The organism is Paenibacillus sp. 7516 (assembly GCF_002272715.1).
Lineage (GTDB): Bacteria > Bacillota > Bacilli > Paenibacillales > Paenibacillaceae > Paenibacillus > Paenibacillus illinoisensis_A.
In genome coordinates this window covers 23,475-50,471 of record NZ_NPBI01000017.1, presented here as the reverse complement: position 1 = coordinate 50,471, position 26,997 = coordinate 23,475, and the positions used below count along the sequence as shown (strand labels likewise).

Here is a 26,997-nt window from a genome sequence, read left to right as displayed (position 1 = left end):
CTTGAGTAAAGAAATGATGCTGCAGGTAGAGCGGGTCGTCGGCAGCAATATTGTTCTGGCCCGGTCGCACCAGAATACCAAGGAGTACGTGCTGATCGGCAAAGGGTTGGGATTTGCATTCAAAGTGGAAAGCACCATCCAGGCCGATGATCCGCGAATTGAGAAAAGGTTCCGGCTGGAAGACCGGGAGGAGTGGGGGCAGGCGCAGGAGCTGATGAAGGACTTAGACCCAAATGTCATCGACATCTCTGACCGGATTATTCGTCTCATCGCTGATCAGTTTCCCGGCAAGCTGAATGACAAGATCTACCTCGCTCTTCCGAGTCATATTCAGTTCACCTTATATCGTATCCGTAACGGGATGGAGATTCTGAATCCTTTCCTTACGGAGACCAAGCTCAGTTTTCCGAAGGAATTCGAAATCGCCTCTGAAGCGGCGGCCATGATCGGAGAGGCCTTTGGCGTAGAGGTACCGGAGGATGAGGCCGGGTTCCTGACATACCATGTGTACTCCTCCGTAAATCACGTCCCTGTCGGACAGCTGGTTAAGGTATCCAATGTGATCAGCAAGCTTCAGTCCATTATTGAAGAGGAGGGTGGCGTTCGCTTTGACCAGGGCAGCCTTAGCCAGGCAAGACTCATGATACACCTGCGCTTCTCCATGGAACGCCTGTATCAGCAGCCGATGACGGCCCCCACCTTCGCACAATATGTGAAAAATGAATATCCGTCCGAATACCAGCTGGCCAAAAAACTGAGCGCTGTTATGGCCGAGGATTTGGGTACAGAGGTACCCGAAGAAGAAACGGCTTTTCTCGCCATGCATTTATATCGGCTTTTTCAAACCCATGCCAAAACCAACAACAGAAAGGACAACACACAATGATCTGGAAATGGAAAAACAACAAATCTGCCAAAACATCTGAAACAATATCCGTCGCCTCCCCGCTCACCGGAACCTGTGTCAGTTTGGAAGAAGTGCCTGACGAAGCGTTCGCGCAAGGACTTATGGGACCGGGAGTTGCAGTGATTCCCCAGGAGGGCAGGCTGGTCGCCCCTATCGACGGCACTGTGGTGCACCTGATCAAATCGCACCATGCCATAATGATTGAGCATGCTTCCGGGCTTCAGCTGCTGCTGCATATCGGTATGAATACTGTCAGCCTGCAAGGACAGGGCTTCACCCCACTAGTTCAGACCGGGGATCAGGTCACTATCGGTCAGACCCTGATTGAATTTGACCTGAATGCGATCGCTTCGGCCGGTTATCCAGTCATCACCCCTGTCATCGTTGCGAATGCGGCTGAACAGCAATGGGAGTCGTACCCGGAGTATGGCCGCGTAGAAGCAGGCATGGGAACTATCATGAAAGTCAGCTTGTCCAAATAACCTAAATCAAAAAAAGAAAGGAAGAACAATATGCTCAAAGCACTGCAAAAGCTGGGAAGATCCCTGATGCTTCCTGTAGCAACCCTGCCTGCGGCAGGAATTCTTCAAGGCCTCGGTCTTCTTAATTATGAAAAGGACATTCCGCTCGGTCCCGTGATCGGGGGATTTCTTAATCAGTATGTAGTTCCATTCCTGAATGAGGGAGCGGGGGCGATCTTCGGCAACCTTGCGCTCATCTTCGCCATTGGGGTGGCAATCGGACTGGCGGGGGATGCGGTCGCCGCGCTTTCTGCCCTGATCGCTTATATGGTGCTGACGCGGATTCTGGGAGTCGTTCCAGGTGTATTCGGCTATATTCCTGACGATGTTAAGCTGGATATGGGCGTATTAGGCGGGATATTTGCCGGACTGCTTGCAGCCTATATGTATAAAAAATACCATAATATCAAGCTTCCTGACTGGCTCGGCTTCTTCTCCGGCAAACGCTTTGTGCCGATGGTCACCGCCGGCTCCATGCTGGTGTTGGCCATCCTCTTCGGCATGATCTGGAGCCCGATTCAGGATGCCATCGGCGCTTTCGGCGCCTGGATTGTAGGCTTTGGCGGCGTTGGCTCCATGGTGTTCATGATCGCCAACCGCCTGCTTATCCCGCTCGGTCTGCATCATGTCCTCAACTCCATCGCCTGGTTCCAAATCGGAGATTATACCAATGCAGCCGGGGAAGTCGTGCACGGCGACCTGACCCGCTTCTTCAACGGAGACCCTGCGGCAGGCATGTTCATGTCCGGCTTCTTCCCGATTATGATGTTCGCGCTTCCGGCGGCGGCGCTTGCCTTGATTCATACAGCTCGGCCTGAAAAGCGCAAAATGGTCGCTTCGATCTTTATCGGCGCAGCGGTGGCTTCGTTCTTAACGGGTATTACCGAGCCGCTCGAGTTCTCCTTCATGTTCGCGGCGCCTCTGCTGTACGTGGTACATGCTATTCTTACCGGTGCAGCGGCCCTGATCATGTACCTGCTGGATGTTAAGCTGGGCTTCGCCTTCTCGGCAGGTCTGATCGATTACCTCGTGAATATGAAGCTGTCGACCAATCCGCTGCTCATGATCCCGGTCGGACTCGCATTTGCGGTCGTCTATTATTTCCTTTTCCGGTTCATGATTGTCAAGTTTAACCTGAAAACGCCGGGACGCGAGGATGACGCTAATGATGCCGATGCCCCCACTAATGCTTCGGCCGTGACAGCGGCGTCTGCCGACACCAAGGCTGGCAAAGTGCTCGCGGAGATCGGTGGCGCAGACAATATCGAGAGCATCGACGCCTGCATCACTCGCCTCCGGCTAGTTGTTAGGGACGACAAAGCCGTCAACGACCAGGCGCTCAAACAGCTTGGCGCTTCCGGCGTCATGAGGCTCGGTGGCGGAGCTGTGCAGGTCATCTTTGGCACTCAGTCCGAAATCCTGAAGGATGAGATTAAGAGGCTGATGTAACGCTCGTCCTCCTATGAGTTTATAAGGTCGAGAACAAGGGTATGCTACCCTGTTCTCGACCTTTTTTTGTTTACCAAGAAGCGCAGAATATTCTTTTGAAACGGTTTTGATTGAAAAAAAGAGAGCAAGCTATACGCTCACTCTCTCTGTGTTAATAGACAAATCTTCGCTGTGCCCAATAACTGAACAGGAAAACAGATACTTCCGTCAATACCTTGGCTGCGATCAAGGGAATGATCAGTTTTTCGTTATAGAAATATAGCAGGCCATAGTTCAATAAGAGCACCAGAATGACCAAAGAGAAGTATTTGGGCAAAGACTGACGTACCTTCGACGTTCTTCCGCCGGCCGAAAATACATACTTCCGGTTGATCGTGTAGTTAAAAATGGAACTGCATAACCTTGCTGTGACAACCGACAGAAATAGATTATGCGTGAAATACTGGATGACGAACAGCAGTCCAAAATCAATCAGCGCGGACAGTACCGATGATGTACTGAACATGAGAATCGGCATATAAATGCGGAACGAGTCTACCAGCGGGCGAAAATGAGAGGATTTGTTATGATCCAGATATACCGTGTCAATAAACTCCTCGGTGATTTCGTATCCCTCTTTGCGTGCGGTTAATAACATGTTCATCTCATACTCAAAACGATCCCCCGGGATCTGACATAACCAGTCCAGCATCGAATAGGGAAAACCACGCAGACCGGTCTGTGTATCATATACTTTGGTCCCCGTAGTGAGAGCGAAGACCGCTCGTGTGACGGTATTACCAAAACGACTGCGTGCAGGAATCGTACCGCTGAAGCGGCGGCTTCCGAGTACAATACCTGGTGTGGTTTGCTCCAGCAGCACATCGAAGATACGCCGGATATCATGCGGTAGATGCTGACCGTCACTGTCTGCACAGACGACCCCACCTTGTGGTCCGAATTCCTTGATGTATTGGAAGCCTGTCTTCAGTGCTCGTCCCTTGCCGAGATTCACCGGATGAGTCAGCACGGTGCAGCCATACGCCTCAGCTGTCTCGAAAATCCCTCGGAATTCCTGGCCGCTGCCATCATCCACAATCACAATTGGCCCCAGTTGAAACGTCTGTAATTGCAAAATTAGATTTAACAAACGAACATCCGGTTCGTAGGATGGTATTAATATGGTCATGATCATTGTCCCTCCTTGAGGTAAAGGATGTCACTTACGCCGCGTTCCTGATTTCTACCCAGAGGATTATTCACGACTCTGCCCATGAAATACATTGTGGATGAACCACCGCCGTCAAGGTTATAGGCCTCTGTTGCTCCTAGGCCCTTCATTACATCCGCGAGCTCTGCCAGCGTCATCCCCCGGCTGTCATCCTGCCGTCCGTCCACGACAACAAATACATAATGATTCGGGGCAATCATACCGATGGCCGTTCTCGGATTCGCATCCTGAATGGAACGATTACCGAAGTTATTATCGATTTTTACACTGCTAAAATCACTTACGATCTCCCCGTCCTGAATCAGAATGGGTCCAAACGACAGTGTATTGGTCGCACCTTCGGCCAGCAGCTCCGAAGAGGAAACCTCCGTTTCGTTATACGTCTTCATCGTCCCATCAGCAAACAGTGCCATCGCATCACGAACCGGATCATCCCGGTATACCGTACCGTTGCGAATAATTACGCCATCACTACGAAAACCGTAGTAATCACCATTAATGGCGAATATCGCGTTGTTCGCTGCTGCAATCTCTGAGGTGTTCTCCGTAATATTGGTGCCGAAGCTGTTATCCGCCAAAGCCGATTTCAGGCTGCTTGCGTCCGTCATCTGTACATCTGCAACGTAATACGTAATTTGATCTGCACCGGAGCCGGTCTGCACCTTCTCGATGTTCACCTGCATATCGTCACTGGAATAGTTCCAGTCATCTGAGGTTGCGTTGACCTCTGCCGCTGCGGTTGACGTATCATTTGTACTGCTGCTAGTGGCCGACGCGTTATCATCCGCCACGACCACTTCCACATGCCGGATCAGGTAACGGTCAGCCAAACTGTAGACAATTCCGCCGATTCCAAAAATAACAACAAGCGTGGCAATGAGCCATTTACGCCTTTTATTCGGGATTGCTTTTCTATGTGGATCTTTCGGATTGGGTTTATCATACATTCTCATCATTGAAGCCACCTCTTCATCATCTAAGTTCTTAAAGCCATGATAGGCGGGATAGCTTAAATGAATCTGAAACCTATCCAAAGGCAAAAAAAGAAGGTCACCTCCTCCCTTTTAGGGGGGGTAGATAACCTTCAAACAAATTGATACATTTATGAGCGATTTTAACTTATGGTTGGCATAAACAAGAATGTGACCAGACTCCTTTTAATCATGAGACCCGATAGATTCATCTCCTGTCTTCACCTACTCTGCTGCAAATAGTGCATCGTACGCAGGACATGGCCGCTTCTCCAGAAAATCCGCTAATGCGGGCGGCTGCTTGGCATAAATTTCGCTCAATGATGTACCTTGATAGATGTTGCCGATCACAACCGGATGACACAGCTCACAGATGAGAATGTCTCCGTTGCCATGCAAATGCAGCTGTTTCGTCCCGTCCACACAATTGGAAAAGTACACCCCTGGCTGCTCGTGTAGCCCCAACAAATCAGCAAAGCGATCCATACAGGTGAAGTATAAGGTGGTGTCTTTCTTTTTGTGTTTAATCAGCTCATTTACGGATCGAACAAGCGATTCCCTGGAAACAATGCTGCTCCAATCGCTGTGCGACATCACGATACTGTTCTGAATCTCGTGAATCCGTACACCAAGATCATAGATCTTTTGGCTAATGGCCAGCATATTCGCCTGTGTTCCCTCAAACAGCAGGGTTTCCAGCACCGTTTCCAGTCCAGCTTCTGTACACAACCGGATATTCCGCTCCAGCCTCTCATACATGCGGGGATGAACACGATAATAGGCGGAATAGGCATTCGCATCGGTATAGTTGAACGAAATATGAATATTGGACAACCCTGCAGCACGTAACGCATGAATTCGCTCTTCCGTCAGTAAACTGGCGTTTGTATTCAATTGCGTATCAATTCCATGAGCTGCACAGTACGTTACAATATCCAGACAATCCTGATACTTGAGGGTTACTTCTCCCCCGGACAAACGCACGCGTTTCAACCTTGGGAGCTCACCGATGATCCGAATAACTTCCTGTGCATTAATACATTGTCCATCGTCCCGGTTATAGGCACAGCAATAGTCACACTTGTAATTGCAATTGGAAGTCACTCCGACTTCCAGTCCCTCCAGCTCGTATACACCGGGTGTTTCCAGCTCGAGTGATTTATATCTATTTTTTGCGGTCAATTCCATATACCTCCTGGTTCCCTGATCCCATGTGATTACAACCTGGATATTATAGCGGAAGCATACAGTGTTCGGATATGACATTATGTACGCTGAGTATGTTAAAAAAAAATAAAACCCATCTCTCCGATCATCGGGAGTGGGTAAGATTCGTACAAGCATTTGAATTAGATGATATAAAATATGATGCCTTGCCCTTGGGAAGCTGCCTCTCTCAAACACATCATGTACTATATCGAATGGAAATCTTCTTTTAGAATGGAGTACATCTTCAAGTCCCGAAGCTCATTCTTCACCTTCATATAATTTCGCAAAACACCCTCGAACTTCATGCCTACCTTCTCCATTACCTTGGCCGAACCTGTATTATCCACCATACATCTGGCTTGAATTCGCTCCAATCCTACTTCCTCGAATCCAAATTGGATGATCTTGCTTACTACTTCTGTCATAATGCCCTGATTCCAATACTGGTCCGACAACACATAGCCCAATTCTACTCTCATACTATTGCTATCACAGCCTAAATAATTGCAGCTGCCAATCAGCCTTTTGGACTGTTTATCCTCAATCCCCCATGGCCCGAGCTTGTCCGCCTCATAACGGTTCATGACAAAATCGATAAAACCCTTGGTATCCTCCTTGCTCTGGTGAGCTTCCCACGTAGTGAATTCGGCAACGGCAGGAACCGAGCAATAGCTGTACATATCGTCCAGATCATCGTAGGTGAGAGGGCGAAGCAAGGTGCGTTCGGTTTCCAATACGGGAAATGGGTCAAAATAGCTTTCAATCGTATTCATACACGTCTCTCCCTAGAATATTAGATTAAAAAACATACTAAAGTTCGGTTATCATGTACGTTCTTTCAATATAAAAATCATGGCCACAATCTGTGCTGCTTCCACTGCCCGTCTTGCAGCTCGTACCGAATTCGAGTATGCTTCCGCCCCGAATCCCCCTGCCAAAACTCCACTTCTCGAGCATTCACAGCATATAACCGCCAATGGGGCGAAACAACATCCGGGTCACGTTGAATCCGTTCCTTCTGAGCTTCAATGGAGCTATCCAATACTTCCTCGCTCTCCAATTCCTGACTCTGGCACCCTGTCATGGCAACCGCTCTGGCTCCAGCCGAGCGCTTCCGGAAGTCATCTGCTCCTGCTTCATTTCCCATATCCGCGGCTGTACCCCTTATACGAATCTGTCTCCCGAGCGCAGGCCAATAAAATGTCAGTGCCACGTGCGGGTTAACCTCCAACTGCCTTCCTTTCCGACTCTCGGAACTGGATGCAAAGTAAAACGCCTCATTTATGACATTTTTCAAAATCAATACGCGCGCATCCGGATAGCCATCTTGATCTACGGTTGAAATTGTCATGGCATGAGGTTCCTTCACCTTGGCCGTGATCGCCACTTGCAACCAGTCCAAAAATAACTCACCAGGACGATCTGGTAAATGATTTATGTCCCACGGAGGAAACGGCCCAGACAATGCCTGCAAACTTCGTAACAATTCACTCGGTTCACCGCTCATATGATCACTCCCACCTTCCAATTCATTCCATTGTAGCGCAATTGTAATGTACTGGAAACTCCTCTGAACCAAATTCAATCCTAATGGCTCACCATATTCATGCTGCTCAATCTCCAACCGTTCACATTCTTTTCAATCGTGTGCATACTGGTATGATCAATCGGATGAAAGCTGGATTTATTGCTCCATTCCCGCTTATCGAGCAGGTAATAGAGGATATTAATCACTCCGCCGTGCGTAATCAACAGAACATTGGACTTTATCTTTTGCTCCTCCATGTCTCTGCAGAGTGTATCGAAAGATGCACAGATTCTGTTATAAAAATTCCGTGGACTTTCTCCTCCTGGAAAAGGAAAATCCATTTCAAGAGCATTGAAATAAACTCCTGGGTAATTCATTTCAGCCTCCTCATGGAGCATGCCCGCCAAATAACCATTATTCATCTCTCGCCAATCTTTCACAAAGCTGCCCGGAATATTTAATTTCTTCTCAACCTCCCTAGCCGTCTGTACTGCACGAGGAAGATCACTACTTATAATCGTATGGATATCATACTGCTCAGCATGATGCTGCAGATAATTACCTAGTTGTTCTGATTGAATGATCCCTTGTTCCGTGAGCCCTCGCTGGCTCCATCCACCTCGATACCCTTCGTCATCCGCGCCGTGTCTTACCAGAAAGATCTTCAAGGCTATTCCTCCTTAACCTGTTCACGTTAAAATATTTCGCCAGATTACTTTTCCCTCGTTGGCCCCAAGCTCTGTGACTTCCCTGAAGTTCACTACAAGTTCTACGCCTTCAACTTAGACCCTTGTCCCTTGTATACTTCTTCTCGTAATTCTATGTAGACTTCGCGTCTCTCTTGATACGCCTAATCTGTCACTCTCATTCTTGTGTATCACATAAATTTGATATAAATCCTTATTATACTATAAATGTAAATATACCGATACAGCATATCAACCATTCATTAGTCCACAATGTAGAGGCAAAAGAAGACCTCTTCGCTATACTTATGCCATGTTCAGCCCTTCATTTGTACGTCATACTTTACCCATCAAGTGCAGATGCAGACTCTGCATAACGGAATGAAGGAGGACAAGGATATGTCCAAACAAAACATAAAACTTATGCCTTTTGCTGATCTCTCAGCATATATGGATGGCTTCGAGATCGTTTCCACGCAGTGGGGTGCCGATGGGAAGGTGTACGTTCTGCTAATAAATCAAGTGCCGAAGAGAAAACAGGACATGTTCGTTAAGACCCATTTAAATCAAACCTACACCTACAAAGTTCTGATTGTATCTGAGAAACATGTAGAAGAGGTCGTGATCTGGAGACAAACCTACAATTATCATTATGTACAGCCGCTGCATGATCATCTTTTGCTTGTCGGTGCGCGCTGTACCTACTATGGTAATGATCAGTATGACCTGAATGCCAGAGTGTGTGATATGAATGGAAAGCCAATTCGGGATTTTCTGTTAGGGGACGGGATTCAGAGTGTCCAGGTGACAGCGAATGGAACGATCTGGACCAGTTACTTTGATGAAGGCATATTCGGTAATTACGGATGGAGCGATCCAATTGGTTCCTGCGGTCTGCTGGCCTGGGATGAGCAAGGTAACAAACTCTATGAAAACCGCGCAGCTGATATCGCCGACTGTTACGCACTTAATGTCGTGAATGAGGATCAGGTATGGTTTTATTATTACACCGATTTCGAACTGGGTTGTATCTCAGGGGGGACTGTGGATTCCAAGGTCACGTTTGTGAAACCGAACATATCAGGTTCTTCCGGATTCAGTACGGATGGTTATCACTTTTTGTTCGATGCCGGATACGGTAAACACGGGACGTTTGTTCTCAAAAAAATGGATAAGCCAGGACGGCTGACGAAGGGGCAAAAGATTGAATTGGTTAACGAAGCCAATAACCCATTCAAGCAGGCACGGCAGGATTTTCGCGAGCAGCGACTGCTCCTAAGTGAAGGGAATGTATTGTACCAGTTGACGATCGAGGAATTAGTTTCCCGTCTGGATTAGTGGTCATTGGAGTGGAGAGGGTTATCTCGCAAAGGACAGACCCTCTTCCTCCAGTGCTTGTCTAAGTTTGGGGATCGCAGACGGCCCTATGCCGTGAAGCTTCAGGATTTCTTTCTCGGTATACTTCGAAAGTTCAGCCAACGTTGTAATCCCTTCATTTTCTAAGGCACGTCTGGCAGGAGCAGATAATAAGGCCAGGAATCCTTCTTTCGGTTTACGTTCAGATTCGCAGATCGGACAAGTTGGGCAGTCACTTTTTTTGTAATACGAATGTCCATGTTCACATGTTCTTCGTGTTCCTTTGTCGTTTGTCATATGAGATCTCTCCTCCTGACTTTAGTAGATTATCAGTAAGTAATTCAACACCAACTAATCCATTCTGCTGAGTAATGTTACTTTAATGGACTAATTTTATAAAAATAAGGCCCACACATGTCTTCGTGCGTATGTACGTAGGTCCAGGTAAACTCCTGGTCAAAGATATAGATATCTTGTTCAGAATCGAAGTCCGCTGCAACGACTGCATTCGCATTCTCATAGACCTGGATGAACGGCGTATGTTGATACATAACATATAAGTCATTTTTGAGCTCGGCATCAAACGCATCTCGTGCTGAATCGCCCGTTAAGCACGCTTGTATCTTATAACTAAACATATGCCATTTATATTCGCTGTAGTAGATCGCTTCTTTTGCCTCGTCATCCAGATTGCCGGCAAATACCTCATCCCACTGCCGAGTAATGCCCTCCGATTCCTCACACAGCTCCGTCACCTGAACGCCCTTATTCTCCAGATTTTGCTCAAACATATATTTACGATATACAAGCTCGATCCGCGAGTACGCCACATTCAGTTCACTTTCAGGCAAAACGTCTAACATCTTATCGATCTGTTCCCGAATCATGTTGACCTCCGTTTAGAATTAATTAGGATGTGGAACTTGGACATCATACCTGTTCCTTACGTTTATCTTCTTCCCGCAATACATATGCCAATTGATACATCTCCGCAATATCATGTCTATTCTGCTCCTGGAATCTTCGAATAGCTTCAGTAATCTCTACAAGCTCTACGGCAACAACCTGCTCTCCATCCACCGGATTCAGCGGATCACCTACAAGTTCAACATCTCCATATCCAATCACTCTCACAAAATGAGGATGCGGAATATGTGGTCGATACGGTTCAGTGGCGCCGGATGTGCAATAGAACTGACCGAATATCTGATAGGACTTCAGCTCCGCACCCAACTCTTCCATCACTTCACGCTTTAATGCATCCGAATATCTCTCTCCAGGTTCCAATGTTCCTCCCGGCAGCTCCCATCTGCCATTATCCAGTTGAAACACAACGCACTTCTTCCCGACGAACGGGATAATACTCACGTTGCTCACCAGCACTTCATCCACGATATCGTTCATCCTGAACTCCGCTGACACCGTCCCCCAATGAATGGAGGCACTCAGTGCCGGAAAATGTTCAATATTTAAGCTTTGCATCCGCATCAGCCCCTCTCTGGATAAAGTAAAATCTTCCACATCATTCTTTCTCCAATTATAGATGAAAGGATAGAAAAAAGGCCACCTTCCCTCATGGAATAGGTGACCTTCTCATCATAGATTCAGAGAACAATATCGTCTCAAGGTATGCGCCTTATTTGTGCACTAGTTTCCCGTTTTCCAAAAAGAGAACCCGATTACACAGCGGAAGAACCCGCTCATCATGCGTAACCATTGCTGCACTCTTGCCCTGCTCTGCAACCAGCTTCGCAATCATGCCAACAATATCGAGCCCCCGTTCCGCATCCAGGCTGGCTGTCGGTTCGTCCGCCAGCAGCACAGCCGGATCATTCATCAACGCCCGCGCAATGGCAACCCGCTGACGTTCCCCGCCAGACAACTTCTCGGCATATGCTTTACGACGGTGAGATAAGCCTACCTTATGAAGCAGCTCATCCACTCGCTTCGCGGCCTTGTTCTTGTCCGTTCCGGCAAGCTTCGCAACGACCATCAGCTGTTCTTCCACTTTCAGATAAGGAATGAGATTGGCGCTTTGAAAAATAAAACCGAGCTGCTGAAGCCTCACATCGGAAATGTCCTGCTTATTTTTGCCCATGATCGATACACCATCCAGCAGAACCTGCCCCTCCGTTGGTTCAAGGAGTGCACCTGCTATGGATAAGAATGTACTTTTGCCTGACCCGGAAGGACCCATAACCGCAACAAGTTCTCCCTCGGCAACTTCAAGATCCAGCTGATCCAAAATCGTACGTTTAACCCCGCCATCCTCAAAAGTCTGTGTAATTCCCTGTAATATCAATCGGTTTCTCATGCTGCTGTCCTCCCAATCGCATCAAGCGCATCAATTTTGGCAACCTTCCACACCGAGAATAACGAACCGGCCACAGACATGATTACAAATACAATGCAGGTTAGTGCCAGGGTGGACAAGCCTAATTGAAACGGCATCGAAGCTGGCAGGATGGACTCAAACAGTCGGACTAGCAGAACACTGATCACCAAACTGCCGACGGACAAAAGTAATACTTGTAATGACACACTGCCAGCCAGATACGCATTGCGCGTCCCAATGGCCTTCAAAATGCCAAATTGACTCGTTTTCTGAATGGTGATGACGTAGAAAAATACCGCGAGTACAAACGCCGAGATGACAAACAAAAAGGCGATCATCATGAGCAGCGAGCCCTGCTCTTCCTTATAGCCAGGAATGGCCGATACCGCCTCGGATTTCGTAATCACTTCCGCATTCGGCAGTGCAGCACTCAGGCTGTCAACCTTCACACCAGCATCCTTAATGGCAATGGCATTGTATGATGAAACATTATTGCCCGCTGTATCTGGACTGGTACGCGAACTTCCTTGCAATGCAAGCCATTCCTGTTCATTCAGGAACACGACCGGCGAGTGGCTAAAGGACTCATTTTGCACAAATCCACCGACTGTCCACTCTATCCCCGACGCTTGATCGACCAGAACGGTCCCAATGGTCACGCCGGACTCTGACAGCTTTTGATCCACTACAACTTGTCCGTCCTTCTGCTCCGCAATCGGAACTCCTTCAGTGACGGTTGGCGCAAGCCAGCCTTCTGGGTTCACCATAAACAGAGTGACATCTATTTTCTTGGTGTCGTCAGCCGGACTAACGGTTGTCATTTTCACACCCAGCGGCTCTGCATTTTCTTGTCCTACCACCGAGCGCGACTGTTCAAGCTGATCCTGATTCACCTGTGACCGGGTAAAACGATGATTAGAATCCTGTTCGAGAACGAAATGGGTTGCTGCCATATTTTTGATCGACGCGGCGTTGTCATACGCCAGCCCCTGCGCAAGACCTGTAACAAACAGTACCAAAAATGAAACCAGTACCATAATGGTAGCAATTAACGCATACCGCCCTTTGGCAAACCTCATCTCTCTAATAGCCAAGTACATATCTCTGACCTCCTCTTGATAAACCAAGTATAGGAGGTGAAAATGAACGGCAAATGAATAACAGATTACATCTGCGGAAGAGTCACAATGAAGACCGTACCTTCGGCCGAACTGGAGACTTCAATTGTACCGTCATGAATCCGGACAATTTTCTGCACAATGGCCAGCCCGAGCCCGGTTCGACCAGAAGAACGCTCCCGTGCACGGTCCACCCTATAGAAACGATCGAACAGGAATGGCAGATGCTCTGCCGCAATCCCATCTCCTGTATCCCGTATTTGGATTACGCAATGTGTATCGGTCTGCTCTGCTCGGATCTCGATGCTTCTTCCTTGCGGAAGATGATTCACTGCATTACCCAGCAGATTCATCCATACCTGCATGAACAGTACTTCATTACCAACCAGCTGGATGGATTCGGGTACTGATATCCGGAGCAGCAGTTCCTTTTCTTCCAGCTGCCATTGCAGCACCTGAACGGCTTGACGGAATTGATCGCGCAGAGAGAACTTCTCTATAATCAGATCCTCTTGGCCTTGTTCGAGGGATGACAGCAGAAGCAGCTGTTTACTGAGCAACGAGAGATGGCGGCTCTCTTCCTCAATAATGGATGCATAGTGCTCCCTCTCCTGTTCAGGAAGATCCCGATCTGAGAGCAGTTGGGCAAAACCCTGGATCGAGGTTAGTGGCGATTGAATCTCATGCGAGACGTTCGATACAAACTGTTGACGAGCCTGATCTACCCGCTCCAGCTCACGACTCATAGTCATAAAGTGCTGAGCAAGCTGTCCAATCTCATCTCGCCTCTTCGTTGGTAATTTCAGATTATAGTTCCCCTGTACAATACGCTTGGTTGCCTCCGACAGACGTTCAATTGGATTGACCAAGTAGCGCGTACTGATGAGAAAGATCAAGATGCTAATACCTACTGTAAGTGCCCCAATCAGCGCAAAAAAGATACGCAGTTCGCCAAATTGCAAAATGACGTCCGGGCGCATAAACAGGCCATAACTTGTATTTCCGATCTGTAGTTGAACACCAACGGTATTGCTTAACTGATTGTCAAAGAAACCCGTAATGAAGGGTTTACTTGGAAACTGGGCAACACCATGGTAGACCTCACCGTCAAGCACCATATCTACAGCTCGCTTGTCCAGATCCTTCTCGCGGAACTCGCTACCGTAGAATTCATCATTCCCCTTGCCATCTGTCACATAGATCTCGTAACCGAGAGCTGCGGCATTGTCCAGATACGGCTGCATCATGTCTGGCTCCCGCTCTACAAACTGCTTCATTTGCATGGCGATGCCTACCAGCTTCTCGTCATTGAAAGACTTAAGCTTCGCATGATAATAGATATTGGATAAAAGAAAACCCAGCATGCCGCTGACTACAATGACAGCGATCGTAATGAGGAAGACTCGAACATACAAAGTCCTCACCGGGTTTTCACCTCCATCTTGTAACCGATCCCCCGTACGGTATGAATGACAAAGTCATCTGTATAATCAGCAAACCGATCACGTAACCGCTTGATGTGCACATCCACCGTACGGTCATCCCCTTCGTAATCTGCGCCCCAGACAAGTCTAATTAATTCATCTCGCGAGAATAAACGACCTGGATATTGTGCCAGCTGGGAGAGCAACTCGAACTCCTTCATGGGCAAAAACAGAATGGATTGACCATCAGATACCTCCACGTTATTCCGGTCAATCACAATGCGATTCATGCGGATGATATCACTTGACGTGCGGTGATAACGGCGAAACAGTGCCTTGACCCTGTAAATCAACTCTTCGGGTTCGAACGGCTTCGTCACGTATTCATCCGTGCCTTTCAGATAGCCCTCCCTCTTGTCGGATAGCTGGTCCCTTGCCGTTAGCAGCACAATCGGTATGTCATACTGCTGCCGGATGAAATCACATAGCTCCAGTCCGTCCATGCCTGGCATCATCACGTCCAGGATCGCCAGATCAATCGGTGTTTCTTTGATTAGCTTGACCGCTTCCATCCCATCCTGCGCTTCATGCACCTGATACCCCTCTTTGGTCATGACATGCCGAAGGAGTGCTCTAATGTTGGCGTCATCGTCCGCCAGAAGCAGGTGTTTCATATCGTTGTCCGCCCCTCTGTTTCTAAGTTGAATGTATAATGATCATATCCATTGGTTCGAATTTTTTGTAACGAGTACTTCCGCACATGGATCCTGCACAGATGGTAGCACAAAAGCCAAGGCGTTCGCCAGCACACCACTGGAAGCAATGCTTTCGTGTTTATATTTTGTTGAATCTGGTTGACACTATTATTAGGCACATCTATAATAAAACCATAACATATGAACGAACGCTCATATATTCATTTGATTAATTAGATTCATGCAAGGGATATCCTAAGCCACAATAGCAATCATCATTATTACATAACGGAGCCATGCTCCAAAGGAGAGGATCTCGTATGTCCGGACATCACCACAATCACGACCATGGACACCATCATGCTCATCCCAACAACAAGAAAGTGCTACTGTTTTCCTTCATTATCATTACGCTGTATATGATCGTAGAAGCTGTAGGCGGCTTTGTGACCAACAGTCTGGCCCTCATCTCCGATGCAGGACATATGCTGTCAGACGCAGTCGCTTTGGGGATTGCCTTACTGGCGTTTACCTTTGGTGAAAAAGCAGTCAATACTGGCAAAACCTACGGTTATAGACGATTTGAGATTTTGGCCGCTACCTTAAACGGAATTACCTTAATAGCCATCTCCCTGTACATCTTTTACGAAGCGATCGGGCGCTTCATCCATCCACCGGAAGTAGCCACGTTCGGCATGCTGATCATCAGCATCGTTGGATTGCTCGTAAACATTCTTGTTGCTTGGATCATGATGCGCGGCAGCGACACGGAGAATAACCTCAATATGCGAGGTGCCTACCTGCATGTCATCAGCGATATGCTGGGGTCCATCGGGGCCATAGCGGCAGCACTGCTAATGATGTTCTTCGGCTGGGGCTGGGCAGATCCACTTGCAAGCGTAATTGTGGCCGTGCTGGTGCTGCGAAGCGGGTTCTTCGTAACCAAATCTTCCCTGCATATTCTGATGGAAGGCACTCCGGCGAATGTGGATGTCAATGATCTTGTGCAAACGATAAAAAAAGTAGACGGTGTCCATGGTGTTCACGATGTGCATGTATGGTCCATCACTAGTAACCTGAATGCACTGACCGCTCATATTGTGGTCGATGGAACATTGACCATCTATGAAGCTGAAACGCTTGTGCAAAAGATCGAACATATGCTGGAGCACAAAGATATCAAGCATGTCACCTTGCAGGTAGAGTCTGAGAACCACCTTCACGACAGTTCAGTATTATGTACGGTTAAGGGCGACGCACCTGATGCGCACGCACATCATCACCATTGAGAATGGTGCAAGATTTAGCAATAAAACAAAAACAGGGCTGATTCCCTCAAGGGAATGCCCTGTTTTTGTTTTGTGTATATCTGTCTTCTGTTATCCGTTGGCCCGAACACTAATCTACCAAAACTTCTGGATTACTTGTACTTAGAGAGTAGTTTCTGTTTCTTTTGATCAAATTCAAAGTCAGTTATGATGTTTTTTTCCTTCAACTCTCCTAATTGCAAAAGTTGTTCATGAACATTAACGGGCGGCTTCTTTAATTTATTTGCTCTAACCAAAACAACAATTGAAAAAGGTATTGCATACAACATCGTTAACAGCCCAAATATTGCTGCTCCATCTGGATCTATTGGCCCTAAACTGAATATCGCAAAAAACGTTGATGTGAACAACACGACCCCAATGATCGACAATACTTTCAAAATAATTCCTCCTAAACATTATGTACCTTCTTATTGAAATCTTAAATACTTGTTAAAAAACTAAATATCTACTTCGTCCCAATTCATAATGACATAACCAAGTTGGAACAAAAGAATAACAAGATAGCTGATGTTAATTACGAAGCTTGTTTTGAATCTCTTAGCCTGCTCCCCATATTCTTCTTTACTCATTCTTCCACGTTCGAACCTAGTTCTTATTCTTCTTTACTCATTCTTCCACGTTCGAACCTAGTTCTTATTCTTTTGTTCTCTCTCCATAACAGAGCAAATTCAATTGCCCCAAATATACCCCATAACAAAGTGAAAACGAGTAGTACCGCATTAGCTACCGATAAGAGCATAAGTGAACCTTCATCTAAACCTAACCTAAATCTAAAACTCAAATGTACGATCAGTGTAAGAATGAATAAACCAAATCCAATAAAACTTAAATACGGTGTGAATTTCGAGCTTCGCAATGCTAATCCTCCTTACGGTACAACAATCATAAAATAAACTAAGACTGCAGTTAATTTGAGGGCTTATCATGCTGATCCATCTCAATTCATTATATGGTTCTCAGATCGTCTGTCGTCTCCCCTAACTTCCATTATTACATAAAACGCAGCCATGGCAAGACAAGTACACATCATGTTTTGCACATTTCGGGTATCCTGGCGGGATTGTCGGTCGATCATCATCCTCTTCAATCTCGGACCATTCCAGATAGTTGTCCAGATTAACATCTTCTTTATTGAACGCATGAATCATGGTCTGAAATTGCTCCAAGCAGGGTATGAGCGACTCTTTTCGCGGTTTAAAACTCAACCTCTCCCACCCCGCTCCAGCAATAGCATGTATAATCATGCGGAGCATAAAATCCTTTTCCTCTTCAAAGGTATCTATGGACCAAGGCATCTCATCGATGTCGAAGCCGACCGTTCCGATGCCCACGACGGACTGATCCCTCTGGGCCAACCAGATGGTCATCTCCCTTTCACGGTTCGTCCTGGCGAGCATCGAGCCACTAATGGAGAGCACTTCTATAAACACTGATGTTAACCCATTGGACATTCCGATGGATTCGATCACTGGTACAGCATGTTCAGGCATTGAAATGGTATTTCCGATTGTGCTCACCCCTTATAACCATTACTACTCATCCGATTCAGTCCAGATGGCAAATTCGCCATACCCCAAATACTCACGCACTTCAAGAACCTGATGACCAAGCATAACAATCTCCATACCATTCTCCGTGTCCCAATCTGTGCTGCCACCTAGTATGGCTCCCAGGATCTTATCCTTCGGATCAGCCGGATTCCGATAAAGTTCAACTTCGCCAACCGCCATGAACGTGAGAATCCCCCTGCCCTCCACTTCGGCCAAGCCTGCAGGGTAGTCCGCCGTATCACTCGACATTTTCTCTGTTTTCCATTCATATGCCCGGTTGCATATGTCGTTAACCGTTTCATCCGGCAAGCGATTCAGCACATTTTGGATATACCACTCTGCTTCTTCTACACTGATGTCTTCCGTATTAAATCGATACTCCACCTCGGATTGGAACAACTCAAGCAGCCCGTATCCAGAGACCCGATTCTCATCTGATGGCTCTTCTACGCCAACACGTTCCAAATGAAATCTTTCCGTCATACGATCCCTCCTTCATTAATCTCCGCCTCCGCCACAAGATGAGCAGCTGGATGAGCTGCAGGAAGAATCGGAAGACGAACCCGAAGATGACCCGGAATCTCCAGAGGAACCGCTGCTGTCGTTACAGTGATCGGCATAACAGCTTGAACTGCTTGAACAACTGCTGCTTGACGAAGCCCCTTGGGCTGCCTTTTCCGGTGGGATAAGTTCCTGTTCGAGACGACCCATGTGCACTCCGTACGTTGCCTCATGATACATGGAGTGATATACCATGGCACTCGCCATGATAAGAGCCACATCGGCTGTACCCGAGGATTCGAGGGATAGCTCTTGTTCGTTTAGACTTGCCGATCTCTGCAGCCTATCCATCAAATAAGAAATGACCTGTGCTGCTTCAGGATCTTCCTGCATGCGTCTCGCGTGGAAAAATTGATTCACCAATTCAGTTCGATCTCCCTGAGCGATCAGTTTCTGCAGTTCACCAGATATTGGGTAATTGAAGAACTCCCCCCAGATTGCGGAGCTATATGGAGTGAACTCGAATAATTGACAATATACCCAGTCAAACCATGCACGTGCGCCTGGATTCTCACGGCGGGAAACTGCCGGCTCATGATGTACCGTGGAACCCATAAATTCTGTACAAAAATCAGCGTAGGATTTGGTAAACATCAGCATTTCGTGCCATAACTCGTCTACCTCATCGCTAAACATCGGGACCTGTTTCAGCAGAGATGCCATAACGAAGTATCTTTTAAGCTCGAGCAGCTTCCATCGATACTCCAGTTTTTTTATGTGGGGATGTTCCTGCTCCATACGAAGCCTAAGTTTATTCGAAAAATGCTTATTAAAGCTATTTTCCAATTGTCGAACGGTTTTCTCATAAGAAATGTCATTACGCAGTCCTAGATTCACAGGCAATTTTTTGCGTCTATACGTAACTTTCGAGTACTTGCTGCGTCTTCCCTTCGAACGAAAAACTCTGATCCTGCGCCGAATAACAAAGGCTGCAACCACCAGTAACCCTGCTGCAATGTAGTAGTAGATAGGCATAATAAAGCCTCTCCTCTCCGTTGTTCATTTCTATGTATGGGTGAAACTACCATTAGTATAAATGACGATTCGAATATATTAAAGAGCCCTTAGGCATACATGCCAGGGCCCTTGGTTTAGCTACTCATTGTTAAGATAAGGCAATAATCAAACTGGTAATAAGAAGCAGTAGCGTTACCGGAGCCCAGATTCTTCGTTCCCACACGCTGCGTGTTATGAGATTTAGGATTGTTCCCAGCACCAGATACCCAACAATAAACCAAATTGCTGTATCTGCAAATGAAGACCACTCAGGCAATAACACACCCGCTCTACTCAGTACAACTAAACCAATGAATACGAGAATAGTGATCTGCAGCAAACAGGAAAAGCGCATTGGTGTAGGATATTTCCCGGGAAACTTCCCACCCATCGCCGCCTCTCCCCACGGCATACCTGCAGCGAGTGCCACTTGAAAGAGAATGACAATCAGAATTAGGACAGTAAACAATATCGAAGACACTAATATCACCAATTCACATCCCCACATCTAAAGGTAGTTTCTTTTCTTATACTTTATTGACGTAAATCGGTCAGTATTCTTCAAACCACAATCGGTAAAATTCTTCTGAAAACCAGAACCATATGAAACCCAGAATCGCCATGATGCACCCTAATACTTTTAATATTACTTCAATCGTCTTAGGGAGTTCCATGCTCGGCAAGTTTTCTTCAAATTCGCTATTCGGCTTTATTCCTCGATATCTCATCAGAACAAATAGTTTATAAAGAATATCGGGAAAGAAATAAGCCACTATACCTGTCACAAATACCGGAATCGATACATATCCAAACGTACTGGTCGTCCATTCAACTTCGATTCCATTCATTTTCTTAGCTAATAAGTTCATTGGATTATATATCAAAATGCGCTCGTTCTTCTTGATTGGAACTGAAAATATAATCCGGATAATGATTGACTAAAGGTGGAAGTTCATGCTCAGGGAAAAATTGCAAATCCTTCATCTCTTCATTATTTGATGTTAATTGCCCCGATTGGATTCTGCATTCAAATACAATGGTTAAATATTCAACTTGATGTCCGTTATGATATGTAAAACGTTGACCTTATCCGCCGTAGACGCCAATGATCTTTTCAGGCTGAATGACAAGACCTGTCTCCTCCAATGCTTCTCTAATCATCGCTTGAGCCGGTGTTTCTCCAATCTCAATTGCCCCTGCAATTAATCCCCAAGTTGATTCATTGTGTTTACGTCCAAATAGGATCTCTCTTTGTTCATTTCGGATAATACCAGCCACACCTGGCATAAATATGAGCTCATTCCCAATCTTAGCTCTAAGGTTCTTATAGTAATCAGATATGCTCATAATTGCAGTACCTCCCGTTAGACATATAAATGCTACAACTGAACAACAATCTTCCTTCGTTTTATTGTCAGTCCTATGCTTCAATTGTCAGACTTAAATTCTTTGAAACTATGATATGGTCCTGACATACGATATCGTCACCGAACTCAATATGATATATTTTATATTTCATTACAAATATATACAAGAAGTGTTCCCCAAGTATGGTGAAACTTCAACTGACTTACATTTAGAAAGAGAACCATGCTCTGCTTCCATCGCCAGAAAAGCTTGGGAATAGAACAAAACCAGCCTCTATTCAAAACATAGAAACTGGTTTTGTACTTGATTAACGTATTATTTTATTTGTTATTTGGGTTGTCGATTAGTTTGCTTTCTATTAAAAGTCGTTGTACTAACGCTGCCGTTTCGCCTCGGGTAAGATTCTTTGTTGGCATTAAACCTTCATTCGATCCTTCCACAAGTCGGCTCTTCACAGCTGCAGCCATGGCCTGCTTCGCCCAGGATGCAACCGTTGCTTGGTCTGCAAACGCAGACAGCAGCGAGTCTGAATTAGTTACGTCTGCTTCTAGACCTGCCAATCTCATCGCACGGCTCATGATCACCATTGCTTCCTGCCGAGTAATGTTCTGGTTCGGAGCAAAAGTCCCGTTCTTATAGCCTTCAATCAAGCCATATTCAACAGCCTTGGCGATACCACCTGCATACCAATCACTAGGCACAACATCGGTGAACACACTCTCGCTGCCAGTCTCAGATAAGCCCAATGCGCGAACCATAATAGCTGTAAGTTCTGCTCTGGTAATGACAGCATTAGGTTCATAATGATTCTTATCCTTACCTTTGATAATCAATCGGGAAGCCATATCATTAACGGCCTGCTTCGACCAGTGACTTTCCACATCTGCGAAAGTCTTCGGACTCCAGATCAGAAAATATTCGCTGTTGGTTAGACTGTTTACGGTCGCATAACTTTTCCCTTCACGACTGGTGATAAAGGTCGGAACATGGCGTATGCTGCCATCTGAATTCAGCACGGCTGCCGTCGTCACCTTACTTATATCAATACCAACAGGAAGCGGAATTTCGCGTTCCACGTAGCTGGTAAATTGCTCAACAGCTACCGTTTTACCGCTATAGAAAGCTGTTACATTAAATGTGACCGGCGAGGCAGCAACCTCAAAGCCTCCTTGAGCAGCAGCAGTTACTGCAAGAGCGGCTACGGCCTCATCACTCTTGGCAATCTCCACATGAACAACAATGTCAGATAGTTTAACCTGTTTGCCCAGTTTTGAGGATACGTCATCGATAGCTATTTGCCCGGCAGGCAGCTTGTAGGTACCGTTAGGCGTCTGTACCTCCAAAATTGATTGCTTGTTTTCCATACTTTTTACTGCTTCACCCGTCAAAACCACTAGTACTTTGTCCATACTTGCGGTTACGGGAATGACCACGGTAGATTTGTCAGCCGCCTGCTTGAGCTGATCAAGAAGCTTGAACGAATCAATCGTAGCTGTCAGTACGGATTTCCCGTTCTCTTTGGCTGTCGATCCTGTAGCAATTTGGTCTTTCACAATACCGTCCACAATGACTTTAAATCCATCTTCTTTATCGCCAGAAGACGTGCTTGGAACGGATGGCATGCCAGGGTTATTTGTATTATTCGAATTGTTTGAGTTGTTTGAGTTGTTTGAGTTGTTAGAACCATTGCTTGTCCACTTCGCATACAATGTCATATCCGAGGTGACCATATCCGTCGCAAAATTCCAAACATTCGTACCCGCTGCTTCTTGGTACCAGCCTGCAAATGTGTAACCCGTTCTCGTCGGTGCTGTCGGAGCACTGATTGTCATGCCACTATTTACATTAGAGATACTGGTAACCTCGCTGCCTCCCTGCGAGTTAAATGTAACTGTATGTTGTACAGGTCCCTCGATTACGGTTACCTTGCCAGGGGTCAGCATTTTGTTCATCTCTAGCCCTGATTCATCCATGATGGAGAATGAAGCGGAATCTTCCGTCTGCACTGTCAGTGCCTTCTCGCCTAACACTGCCTCGCTCTTCACCTTAAAGCTAACCGTGAACATTCTCTCTCCGGCCAGGATCGGCGTATCTCCCCCATCATTATCTACCCCTACTGTTTTGAGCCAGCCTGTATCGTTATCGTAATTGAAATCAAAATAATCACCAGCATCTCCAGTAACACCCGTTACTTCCAAAGCTTCTGTGTCATAATCAAGCTGTAGGCTATAGGCCGCTATTCCATAAGTTGAGTCGGTCACTGTGACTGGTACGTCCACCGTAGAGCCAGCTGTTCCGCTCACCGAGCCAATCTCAATTTGCACTGCGTGCCGCGTCCATTTCGCATACAGCATCAAATCGGACATTACCGTATCTTCTTCGAAGTTCCACGCATCCGCAACGGACTCATCTTTGTACCAGCCTGCAAACGTGTAGCCTGCCTTCGTTGGCGATGGCGGAGCACTGATTGTTCTGCCGCTTTCCACGTTAGTCACACTCTCTACAATACTGCCTCCCTGTGAGTCGAATGTCACATTATGCTTAGCTGTACTTGGTGTCATTACTGTCACTTTCCCAGCCTCGACTGTGGTGGAAGCGAGCTCGTTACCCTCGTATAGATCATGTTTGAGCACATTCAAGTTCCAATCGCCAGGCTCTGCAGAGTCCACGATCTTGAAATGAAGGGTGAATGCCTTGGTGTCCGCTTCTGTAATGTATACTGGATTAGCCTTGATGTTGATCATCCCATTACTAGAATAATCGGATTCAAAACCTCCTTCATCAGTAATGATCCCCAGTTCATCTGTCACTTCATTTCCAGGTACTAACGCCAACTTGGATTCATCAAATCCAATCGAAATGTCATAGTGGTTGATCAAATCCTCCGGTGTTAAATATACCGAAACGTCAACAAAATCTCCGGGATACCCTTGTTCACTGCTTACCTTCATGGAGTTTGAAGCTGCATCCGAACTGGATTCGGCATAACCCATTGTTCCAAAAGTCAAAAATACAACGACTGCCATCATTATTGAGATCCATTTTTTCCAAGCCATCATATCATCCCTTTCCCACGGCGATGGCAAGAATCGCTTTAACATCCTCATCGTCCCATTTTCCATCACCATTCATGTCAAGCGCATGCAATTGCTCCGGCGTAAGTGTAATCTTGCCTTTCATGTATTTGGTTAACAAAAGTGCGTCAGCAGCAGTCACTTTACCGTCGCCATCTGCATCCCCCATAACAAACGCTGTGTACTGTGCAGTATACGTTACATTCGTTGTTGCTGTGGAGGCACCTACTTCATGACTACTAAGCTTAGTGATGCCACCATCGCTGCTCCATCCTGCAAAATGGTACCCCTTAGCAGGCGTGACTGTCGGCACGTTTACTGGATGTCCGCCAATCTCTACCTGCTCGCTTGAGCTATCAATTGATCCATGTGCCCCTGGTAAATAGCTAACCGTCACGACCTTCGGGGTAGTGTCACTGATAGTCACCACCAGCTTCTGTGAAGCTCCTGTACTAAAGATGAAGTTCAGGTCTATTGTTCCTTCTGCTTGTTTGGCCAAATACTCCTTACTGATCGTCACAGTACCCGCAATAATCTTGTAATCGTTGTCCAATACGAGCTTCTCGGCGCCATTTTCGATTCCAGTCAATTCATTCCCATTGAAGACGACTTCTGTTTCAATATCCTTGTAATCTGCAGATAAACTGTTTTTGTCAAAAGAAGCGGTTGTAGGATTGAGCGTGCTGTTCATAACCGATTTTCGCAAAATAAGTCCATCCAAACCTATCACTACATCCTCGCTTCCGCTTGAGATGCTGCCGCGCAGGTCAACCTTTGTCCCGCTTATTTGCTTGGTCCAAGTGATACCATCCGGTGAAGTAAGCAGGACTCCAGAGTTCCCAGTAACTTTAAATCCATTCCTGTCATAATTTATGCCTTGGAGCACACTATTTACCGTACTCGTTACAGGACTCCAGTTTTCCCCGTTGGAAGAAGTGATGATTTTCCCGCTTGGTCCAACGGCAACAAACAAACCGTTACCGTATGCGATGTCATATATATACCGTGAAGAGTCACTCGGTTGTTCCTTCCATGTAACCCCATCAGGCGATGTCACAACTGTACTGCCGCCTACGGCAACATATAAACCATTACCGTAACTAATATCCGTAAGCGGAACTGACACTCCACTTGTTCGGCTCGTCCAAGTTTCACCATCCGGTGAAGTCATTATTTTGCCAAAAGCCCCTACAGTCACATATTGATGATCACCATATACGCTATCCAAGAGCGCTCCATCATCTAATAGTTTCTCTGTCCAAGATACTCCGTTAGATGAGGTCATAATAAGCGCAGTATTTGAGAGTCCTGAAAGCTCTTTATAGCCTACGGCTATGAATTTCCCGTTACCATAGCTAACACTACTAATATAATCTCGTTTATATGGAAAAACTGCCGTTTTTCGGTTCACCCAATTTTGTCCGTCTTCAGATGTGTAAATTGCACCTATCAGACTCGTCGATCCTATCATTTCATAACCAGCTGCCACAAACATGCCATTGCCATAAGTCAGACTTTCAAGACCTGCAGCTGTTCCCTTCAACTGGTCTGTCCAAGATATTCCATTATTAGAGGTTAAGATCACACCACTGTAACCAACAGCAAAAATGAGACCATCCTTAGCAAAAACACCATTAAGATCTTTGATAGTACCTGTCGTTTGAACTGTCCAATTTGTTCCGTTAACCGATGTCACAATGGTGCCTCCTCCACCGACTGCGACATATAAATTATTGACGCTGTCATAAGTCACTTTGTTAAACGTGACAGAGGAATTGCTGGTTGCGGGTGTCCAACTGTTACCGTCACTGGATGTGGCAATCAAACCACCTTGACCAACAGCTACGAATTTGTTGTTGCCATAAGTTACTCCGTTAAACATATAGGTATTGTTGACTGTTGCTGTGCTCCAAATTGTTCCATCGGCAGATTGGATCACAGATCCTCTTTGCCCGACACCAACAAATTTATTCTTGCCGTAAGTAACACTCATATGATATGTACTGGTTACCGGCTGCCCCGTCCAAGTTATCCCGTCTGTGGATGTCATAACAATTCCATTGGCCCCTACTGCTAAAAACTTCCCGTTGGCAAAGACAACACTAGTTATAGCGTAAGAGGTGATACTCTGTCTCTGTGTTTTCCACTGAGTCTCACCATCTTCTAGTGTTACTATCAAACCACTTGATCCAACTGCGACAAATCTACCATTACCGTAAGTGATACTTGCTAGGTTGGAATTCACTGCCTGTGGATGGTCCGAGACCACCCAATTCTTTCCGTCAGTGGATGTAATAATGACTTGATTACGTCCCACAGCAACAAATTGGTGGTTGCCATAGGCTACATCACTGATCGAATTAGCCGTAGGGAATGGACTCACCTGCTCCCATTCGCCAGAAACAGCTTGCGCATAATTCGGCGTCATGAACACCACCATTATCAGGGATGCAAGTACCATCACTAGCCCCCGTTTTAAAGTTTCCATCTTCTTACCCCCTATGCCTAATCTTTCTCTAATTAATGGATTGTTAAATTTTCTTCCCGACTCGTTAGTTTCCTTAGGCCATTTTTGGTTCAGTGCTCCTTACAGTTCATGTTCCCCCTCATGTGCATTTCAATTAGTAATTTCACGTAGATTATAAACTACGATTCTGAACCGATTCTGAACATGACGTTCTCATCTTCCAGCCACCCATCAAAAAAAG

The 26,997-nt window shown here is 46.3% G+C and carries 27 protein-coding genes and 1 pseudogene; 5 read left to right on the top strand and 23 right to left on the bottom strand.

Going from position 1 to position 26,997, the window contains the following annotated elements:
* Position 1 precedes the first annotated feature (1 nt).
* From CHI14_RS15605 to CHI14_RS15595, 3 genes are read left to right on the top strand one after another with little or no spacing between them, the layout of a single operon-like run.
* Complete coding sequence (locus tag CHI14_RS15605; RefSeq protein WP_249281135.1) at positions 2-886, top strand: PRD domain-containing protein; 885 nt, start codon at positions 2-4, stop codon at positions 884-886.
* Positions 883-1,389, top strand: a complete 507-nt coding sequence (locus CHI14_RS15600) for a PTS sugar transporter subunit IIA (RefSeq protein ID WP_095289429.1) — start codon at positions 883-885, stop codon at positions 1,387-1,389. Before CHI14_RS15605 ends, CHI14_RS15600 begins: the two co-directional genes overlap by 4 nt.
* A 30-nt stretch (positions 1,390-1,419) precedes the next feature.
* Entirely contained in the window at positions 1,420-2,877 is a 1,458-nt protein-coding gene (locus tag CHI14_RS15595) for a PTS transporter subunit EIIC (RefSeq protein WP_095289428.1), read from the top strand.
* A 151-nt stretch (positions 2,878-3,028) separates the two neighbouring features.
* Here CHI14_RS15595 and CHI14_RS15590 read toward each other — a convergent pair whose 3' ends face one another.
* From CHI14_RS15590 to CHI14_RS15565, 6 genes are all read right to left on the bottom strand, one after another.
* On the bottom strand, positions 3,029-4,045 hold the full coding sequence (locus tag CHI14_RS15590; protein ID WP_095289427.1) for a bifunctional glycosyltransferase family 2/GtrA family protein: 1,017 nt from the start codon (positions 4,043-4,045) through the stop codon (positions 3,029-3,031).
* Positions 4,046-4,047: 2 nt separating this feature from the next.
* Complete coding sequence (locus tag CHI14_RS15585) at positions 4,048-5,040, bottom strand: phosphodiester glycosidase family protein (RefSeq protein WP_249281134.1); 993 nt, start codon at positions 5,038-5,040, stop codon at positions 4,048-4,050.
* Positions 5,041-5,283: 243 nt separating this feature from the next.
* Positions 5,284-6,240: a radical SAM protein gene (locus CHI14_RS15580; protein ID WP_095289465.1), complete on the bottom strand. Its 957-nt coding sequence runs from the start codon at positions 6,238-6,240 to the stop codon at positions 5,284-5,286.
* Positions 6,241-6,470: 230 nt separating this feature from the next.
* Complete coding sequence (locus CHI14_RS15575; protein WP_095289426.1) at positions 6,471-7,040, bottom strand: GNAT family N-acetyltransferase; 570 nt, start codon at positions 7,038-7,040, stop codon at positions 6,471-6,473.
* Between the two features lie 77 nt (positions 7,041-7,117).
* Positions 7,118-7,774: a pyridoxine/pyridoxamine 5'-phosphate oxidase gene (locus tag CHI14_RS15570; RefSeq protein WP_095289425.1), complete on the bottom strand. Its 657-nt coding sequence runs from the start codon at positions 7,772-7,774 to the stop codon at positions 7,118-7,120.
* 80 nt (positions 7,775-7,854) lie between these two features.
* The gene (locus CHI14_RS15565; protein WP_095289424.1) at positions 7,855-8,463 is read right to left on the bottom strand and encodes a histidine phosphatase family protein; all 609 of its coding nucleotides are present in this window, start codon (positions 8,461-8,463) and stop codon (positions 7,855-7,857) included.
* A 417-nt stretch (positions 8,464-8,880) separates the two neighbouring features.
* On the opposite strand from CHI14_RS15565, the gene CHI14_RS15560 reads away from it, so the two are divergent.
* Positions 8,881-9,819, top strand: coding sequence for a hypothetical protein (locus CHI14_RS15560; protein ID WP_095289423.1), 939 nt, complete (start codon positions 8,881-8,883; stop codon positions 9,817-9,819).
* A gap of 21 nt (positions 9,820-9,840) precedes the next feature.
* On the opposite strand, the gene CHI14_RS15555 is transcribed toward CHI14_RS15560, so the two are convergent.
* From CHI14_RS15555 to CHI14_RS15525, 7 genes are all read right to left on the bottom strand, one after another.
* The gene (locus CHI14_RS15555) at positions 9,841-10,134 is read right to left on the bottom strand and encodes an RNA polymerase alpha subunit C-terminal domain-containing protein (RefSeq protein WP_095289422.1); all 294 of its coding nucleotides are present in this window, start codon (positions 10,132-10,134) and stop codon (positions 9,841-9,843) included.
* A 77-nt stretch (positions 10,135-10,211) separates the two neighbouring features.
* Positions 10,212-10,724 (bottom strand): DUF4275 family protein, encoded by a 513-nt coding sequence (locus tag CHI14_RS15550; RefSeq protein ID WP_095289421.1) that lies wholly within the window; start codon positions 10,722-10,724, stop codon positions 10,212-10,214.
* A 43-nt stretch (positions 10,725-10,767) separates the two neighbouring features.
* Positions 10,768-11,319: an NUDIX hydrolase gene (locus CHI14_RS15545; RefSeq protein ID WP_249281133.1), complete on the bottom strand. Its 552-nt coding sequence runs from the start codon at positions 11,317-11,319 to the stop codon at positions 10,768-10,770.
* 154 nt (positions 11,320-11,473) lie between these two features.
* Complete coding sequence (locus CHI14_RS15540; RefSeq protein WP_095289420.1) at positions 11,474-12,151, bottom strand: ABC transporter ATP-binding protein; 678 nt, start codon at positions 12,149-12,151, stop codon at positions 11,474-11,476.
* Positions 12,148-13,272 carry an ABC transporter permease gene (locus CHI14_RS15535; protein ID WP_095289419.1) on the bottom strand — a complete coding sequence of 375 codons (1,125 nt, stop codon included), beginning with the start codon at positions 13,270-13,272 and terminating at the stop codon, positions 12,148-12,150. Before CHI14_RS15535 ends, CHI14_RS15540 begins: the two co-directional genes overlap by 4 nt.
* Positions 13,273-13,337: 65 nt before the next feature.
* Positions 13,338-14,714 (bottom strand): sensor histidine kinase, encoded by a 1,377-nt coding sequence (locus CHI14_RS15530; protein ID WP_095289418.1) that lies wholly within the window; start codon positions 14,712-14,714, stop codon positions 13,338-13,340.
* Positions 14,711-15,388: a response regulator transcription factor gene (locus tag CHI14_RS15525; RefSeq protein ID WP_095289417.1), complete on the bottom strand. Its 678-nt coding sequence runs from the start codon at positions 15,386-15,388 to the stop codon at positions 14,711-14,713. The genes CHI14_RS15530 and CHI14_RS15525 overlap by 4 nt, the downstream gene beginning before the upstream one ends.
* 341 nt (positions 15,389-15,729) lie before the next feature.
* Between CHI14_RS15525 and CHI14_RS15520 the strand changes: the two genes are divergently transcribed.
* On the top strand, positions 15,730-16,698 hold the full coding sequence (locus CHI14_RS15520; protein ID WP_095289416.1) for a cation diffusion facilitator family transporter: 969 nt from the start codon (positions 15,730-15,732) through the stop codon (positions 16,696-16,698).
* A gap of 131 nt (positions 16,699-16,829) precedes the next feature.
* On the opposite strand, the gene CHI14_RS15515 is transcribed toward CHI14_RS15520, so the two are convergent.
* The 10 genes and pseudogenes from CHI14_RS15515 to CHI14_RS15470 all read right to left on the bottom strand — a co-directional run bounded on the left by CHI14_RS15515 (position 16,830) and on the right by CHI14_RS15470 (position 26,717).
* Positions 16,830-17,117: an SHOCT domain-containing protein gene (locus CHI14_RS15515; RefSeq protein ID WP_095289415.1), complete on the bottom strand. Its 288-nt coding sequence runs from the start codon at positions 17,115-17,117 to the stop codon at positions 16,830-16,832.
* 60 nt (positions 17,118-17,177) lie between these two features.
* Positions 17,178-17,309, bottom strand: coding sequence for a hypothetical protein (locus CHI14_RS30670; RefSeq protein ID WP_283163830.1), 132 nt, complete (start codon positions 17,307-17,309; stop codon positions 17,178-17,180).
* 408 nt (positions 17,310-17,717) lie between these two features.
* Positions 17,718-18,257, bottom strand: coding sequence for a hypothetical protein (locus tag CHI14_RS15505; RefSeq protein WP_349290379.1), 540 nt, complete (start codon positions 18,255-18,257; stop codon positions 17,718-17,720).
* 15 nt (positions 18,258-18,272) lie between these two features.
* Entirely contained in the window at positions 18,273-18,773 is a 501-nt protein-coding gene (locus CHI14_RS15500) for a DUF6985 domain-containing protein (protein ID WP_095289413.1), read from the bottom strand.
* Between the two features lie 15 nt (positions 18,774-18,788).
* Complete coding sequence (locus tag CHI14_RS15495) at positions 18,789-19,826, bottom strand: glycine-rich domain-containing protein (protein ID WP_095289412.1); 1,038 nt, start codon at positions 19,824-19,826, stop codon at positions 18,789-18,791.
* 130 nt (positions 19,827-19,956) lie between these two features.
* The gene (locus CHI14_RS15490; RefSeq protein ID WP_249281132.1) at positions 19,957-20,316 is read right to left on the bottom strand and encodes a hypothetical protein; all 360 of its coding nucleotides are present in this window, start codon (positions 20,314-20,316) and stop codon (positions 19,957-19,959) included.
* Positions 20,317-20,398: 82 nt separating this feature from the next.
* Positions 20,399-20,716, bottom strand: a complete 318-nt coding sequence (locus tag CHI14_RS15485) for a hypothetical protein (RefSeq protein ID WP_141236687.1) — start codon at positions 20,714-20,716, stop codon at positions 20,399-20,401.
* 4 nt (positions 20,717-20,720) lie between these two features.
* Positions 20,721-21,194, bottom strand: a pseudogene (locus CHI14_RS30845) (NUDIX domain-containing protein).
* A gap of 341 nt (positions 21,195-21,535) precedes the next feature.
* Positions 21,536-24,271: an InlB B-repeat-containing protein gene (locus tag CHI14_RS15475; RefSeq protein WP_212676998.1), complete on the bottom strand. Its 2,736-nt coding sequence runs from the start codon at positions 24,269-24,271 to the stop codon at positions 21,536-21,538.
* A gap of 4 nt (positions 24,272-24,275) precedes the next feature.
* Positions 24,276-26,717, bottom strand: a complete 2,442-nt coding sequence (locus tag CHI14_RS15470; protein WP_170948152.1) for a DUF6242 domain-containing protein — start codon at positions 26,715-26,717, stop codon at positions 24,276-24,278.
* Positions 26,718-26,997 lie beyond the last annotated feature (280 nt).

Bases quoted from the DNA above. Each gene is read 5' to 3' on its own strand.
- CHI14_RS15485 (WP_141236687.1), bottom strand. From the start codon at position 20,716: ATGAACTTATTAGCTAAGAAAATGAATGGAATCGAAGTTGAATGGACG.
- CHI14_RS15545 (WP_249281133.1), bottom strand. From the start codon at position 11,319: ATGCAAAGCTTAAATATTGAACATTTTCCGGCACTGAGTGCCTCCATT.
- CHI14_RS15535 (WP_095289419.1), bottom strand. From the start codon at position 13,272: ATGTACTTGGCTATTAGAGAGATGAGGTTTGCCAAAGGGCGGTATGCG.
- CHI14_RS15550 (WP_095289421.1), bottom strand. From the start codon at position 10,724: ATGATTCGGGAACAGATCGATAAGATGTTAGACGTTTTGCCTGAAAGT.
- CHI14_RS15555 (WP_095289422.1), bottom strand. From the start codon at position 10,134: ATGACAAACGACAAAGGAACACGAAGAACATGTGAACATGGACATTCG.
- CHI14_RS15525 (WP_095289417.1), bottom strand. From the start codon at position 15,388: ATGAAACACCTGCTTCTGGCGGACGATGACGCCAACATTAGAGCACTC.
- CHI14_RS15540 (WP_095289420.1), bottom strand. From the start codon at position 12,151: ATGAGAAACCGATTGATATTACAGGGAATTACACAGACTTTTGAGGAT.
- CHI14_RS15495 (WP_095289412.1), bottom strand. From the start codon at position 19,826: ATGCCTATCTACTACTACATTGCAGCAGGGTTACTGGTGGTTGCAGCC.
- CHI14_RS15520 (WP_095289416.1), top strand. From the start codon at position 15,730: ATGTCCGGACATCACCACAATCACGACCATGGACACCATCATGCTCAT.
- CHI14_RS15600 (WP_095289429.1), top strand. From the start codon at position 883: ATGATCTGGAAATGGAAAAACAACAAATCTGCCAAAACATCTGAAACA.
- CHI14_RS30670 (WP_283163830.1), bottom strand. From the start codon at position 17,309: ATGAGTAAAGAAGAATATGGGGAGCAGGCTAAGAGATTCAAAACAAGC.
- CHI14_RS15570 (WP_095289425.1), bottom strand. From the start codon at position 7,774: ATGAGCGGTGAACCGAGTGAATTGTTACGAAGTTTGCAGGCATTGTCT.
- CHI14_RS15585 (WP_249281134.1), bottom strand. From the start codon at position 5,040: ATGAGAATGTATGATAAACCCAATCCGAAAGATCCACATAGAAAAGCA.
- CHI14_RS15590 (WP_095289427.1), bottom strand. From the start codon at position 4,045: ATGACCATATTAATACCATCCTACGAACCGGATGTTCGTTTGTTAAAT.
- CHI14_RS15575 (WP_095289426.1), bottom strand. From the start codon at position 7,040: ATGAATACGATTGAAAGCTATTTTGACCCATTTCCCGTATTGGAAACC.
- CHI14_RS15560 (WP_095289423.1), top strand. From the start codon at position 8,881: ATGTCCAAACAAAACATAAAACTTATGCCTTTTGCTGATCTCTCAGCA.
- CHI14_RS15475 (WP_212676998.1), bottom strand. From the start codon at position 24,271: ATGGCTTGGAAAAAATGGATCTCAATAATGATGGCAGTCGTTGTATTT.
- CHI14_RS15500 (WP_095289413.1), bottom strand. From the start codon at position 18,773: ATGACGGAAAGATTTCATTTGGAACGTGTTGGCGTAGAAGAGCCATCA.
- CHI14_RS15595 (WP_095289428.1), top strand. From the start codon at position 1,420: ATGCTCAAAGCACTGCAAAAGCTGGGAAGATCCCTGATGCTTCCTGTA.
- CHI14_RS15470 (WP_170948152.1), bottom strand. From the start codon at position 26,717: ATGACGCCGAATTATGCGCAAGCTGTTTCTGGCGAATGGGAGCAGGTG.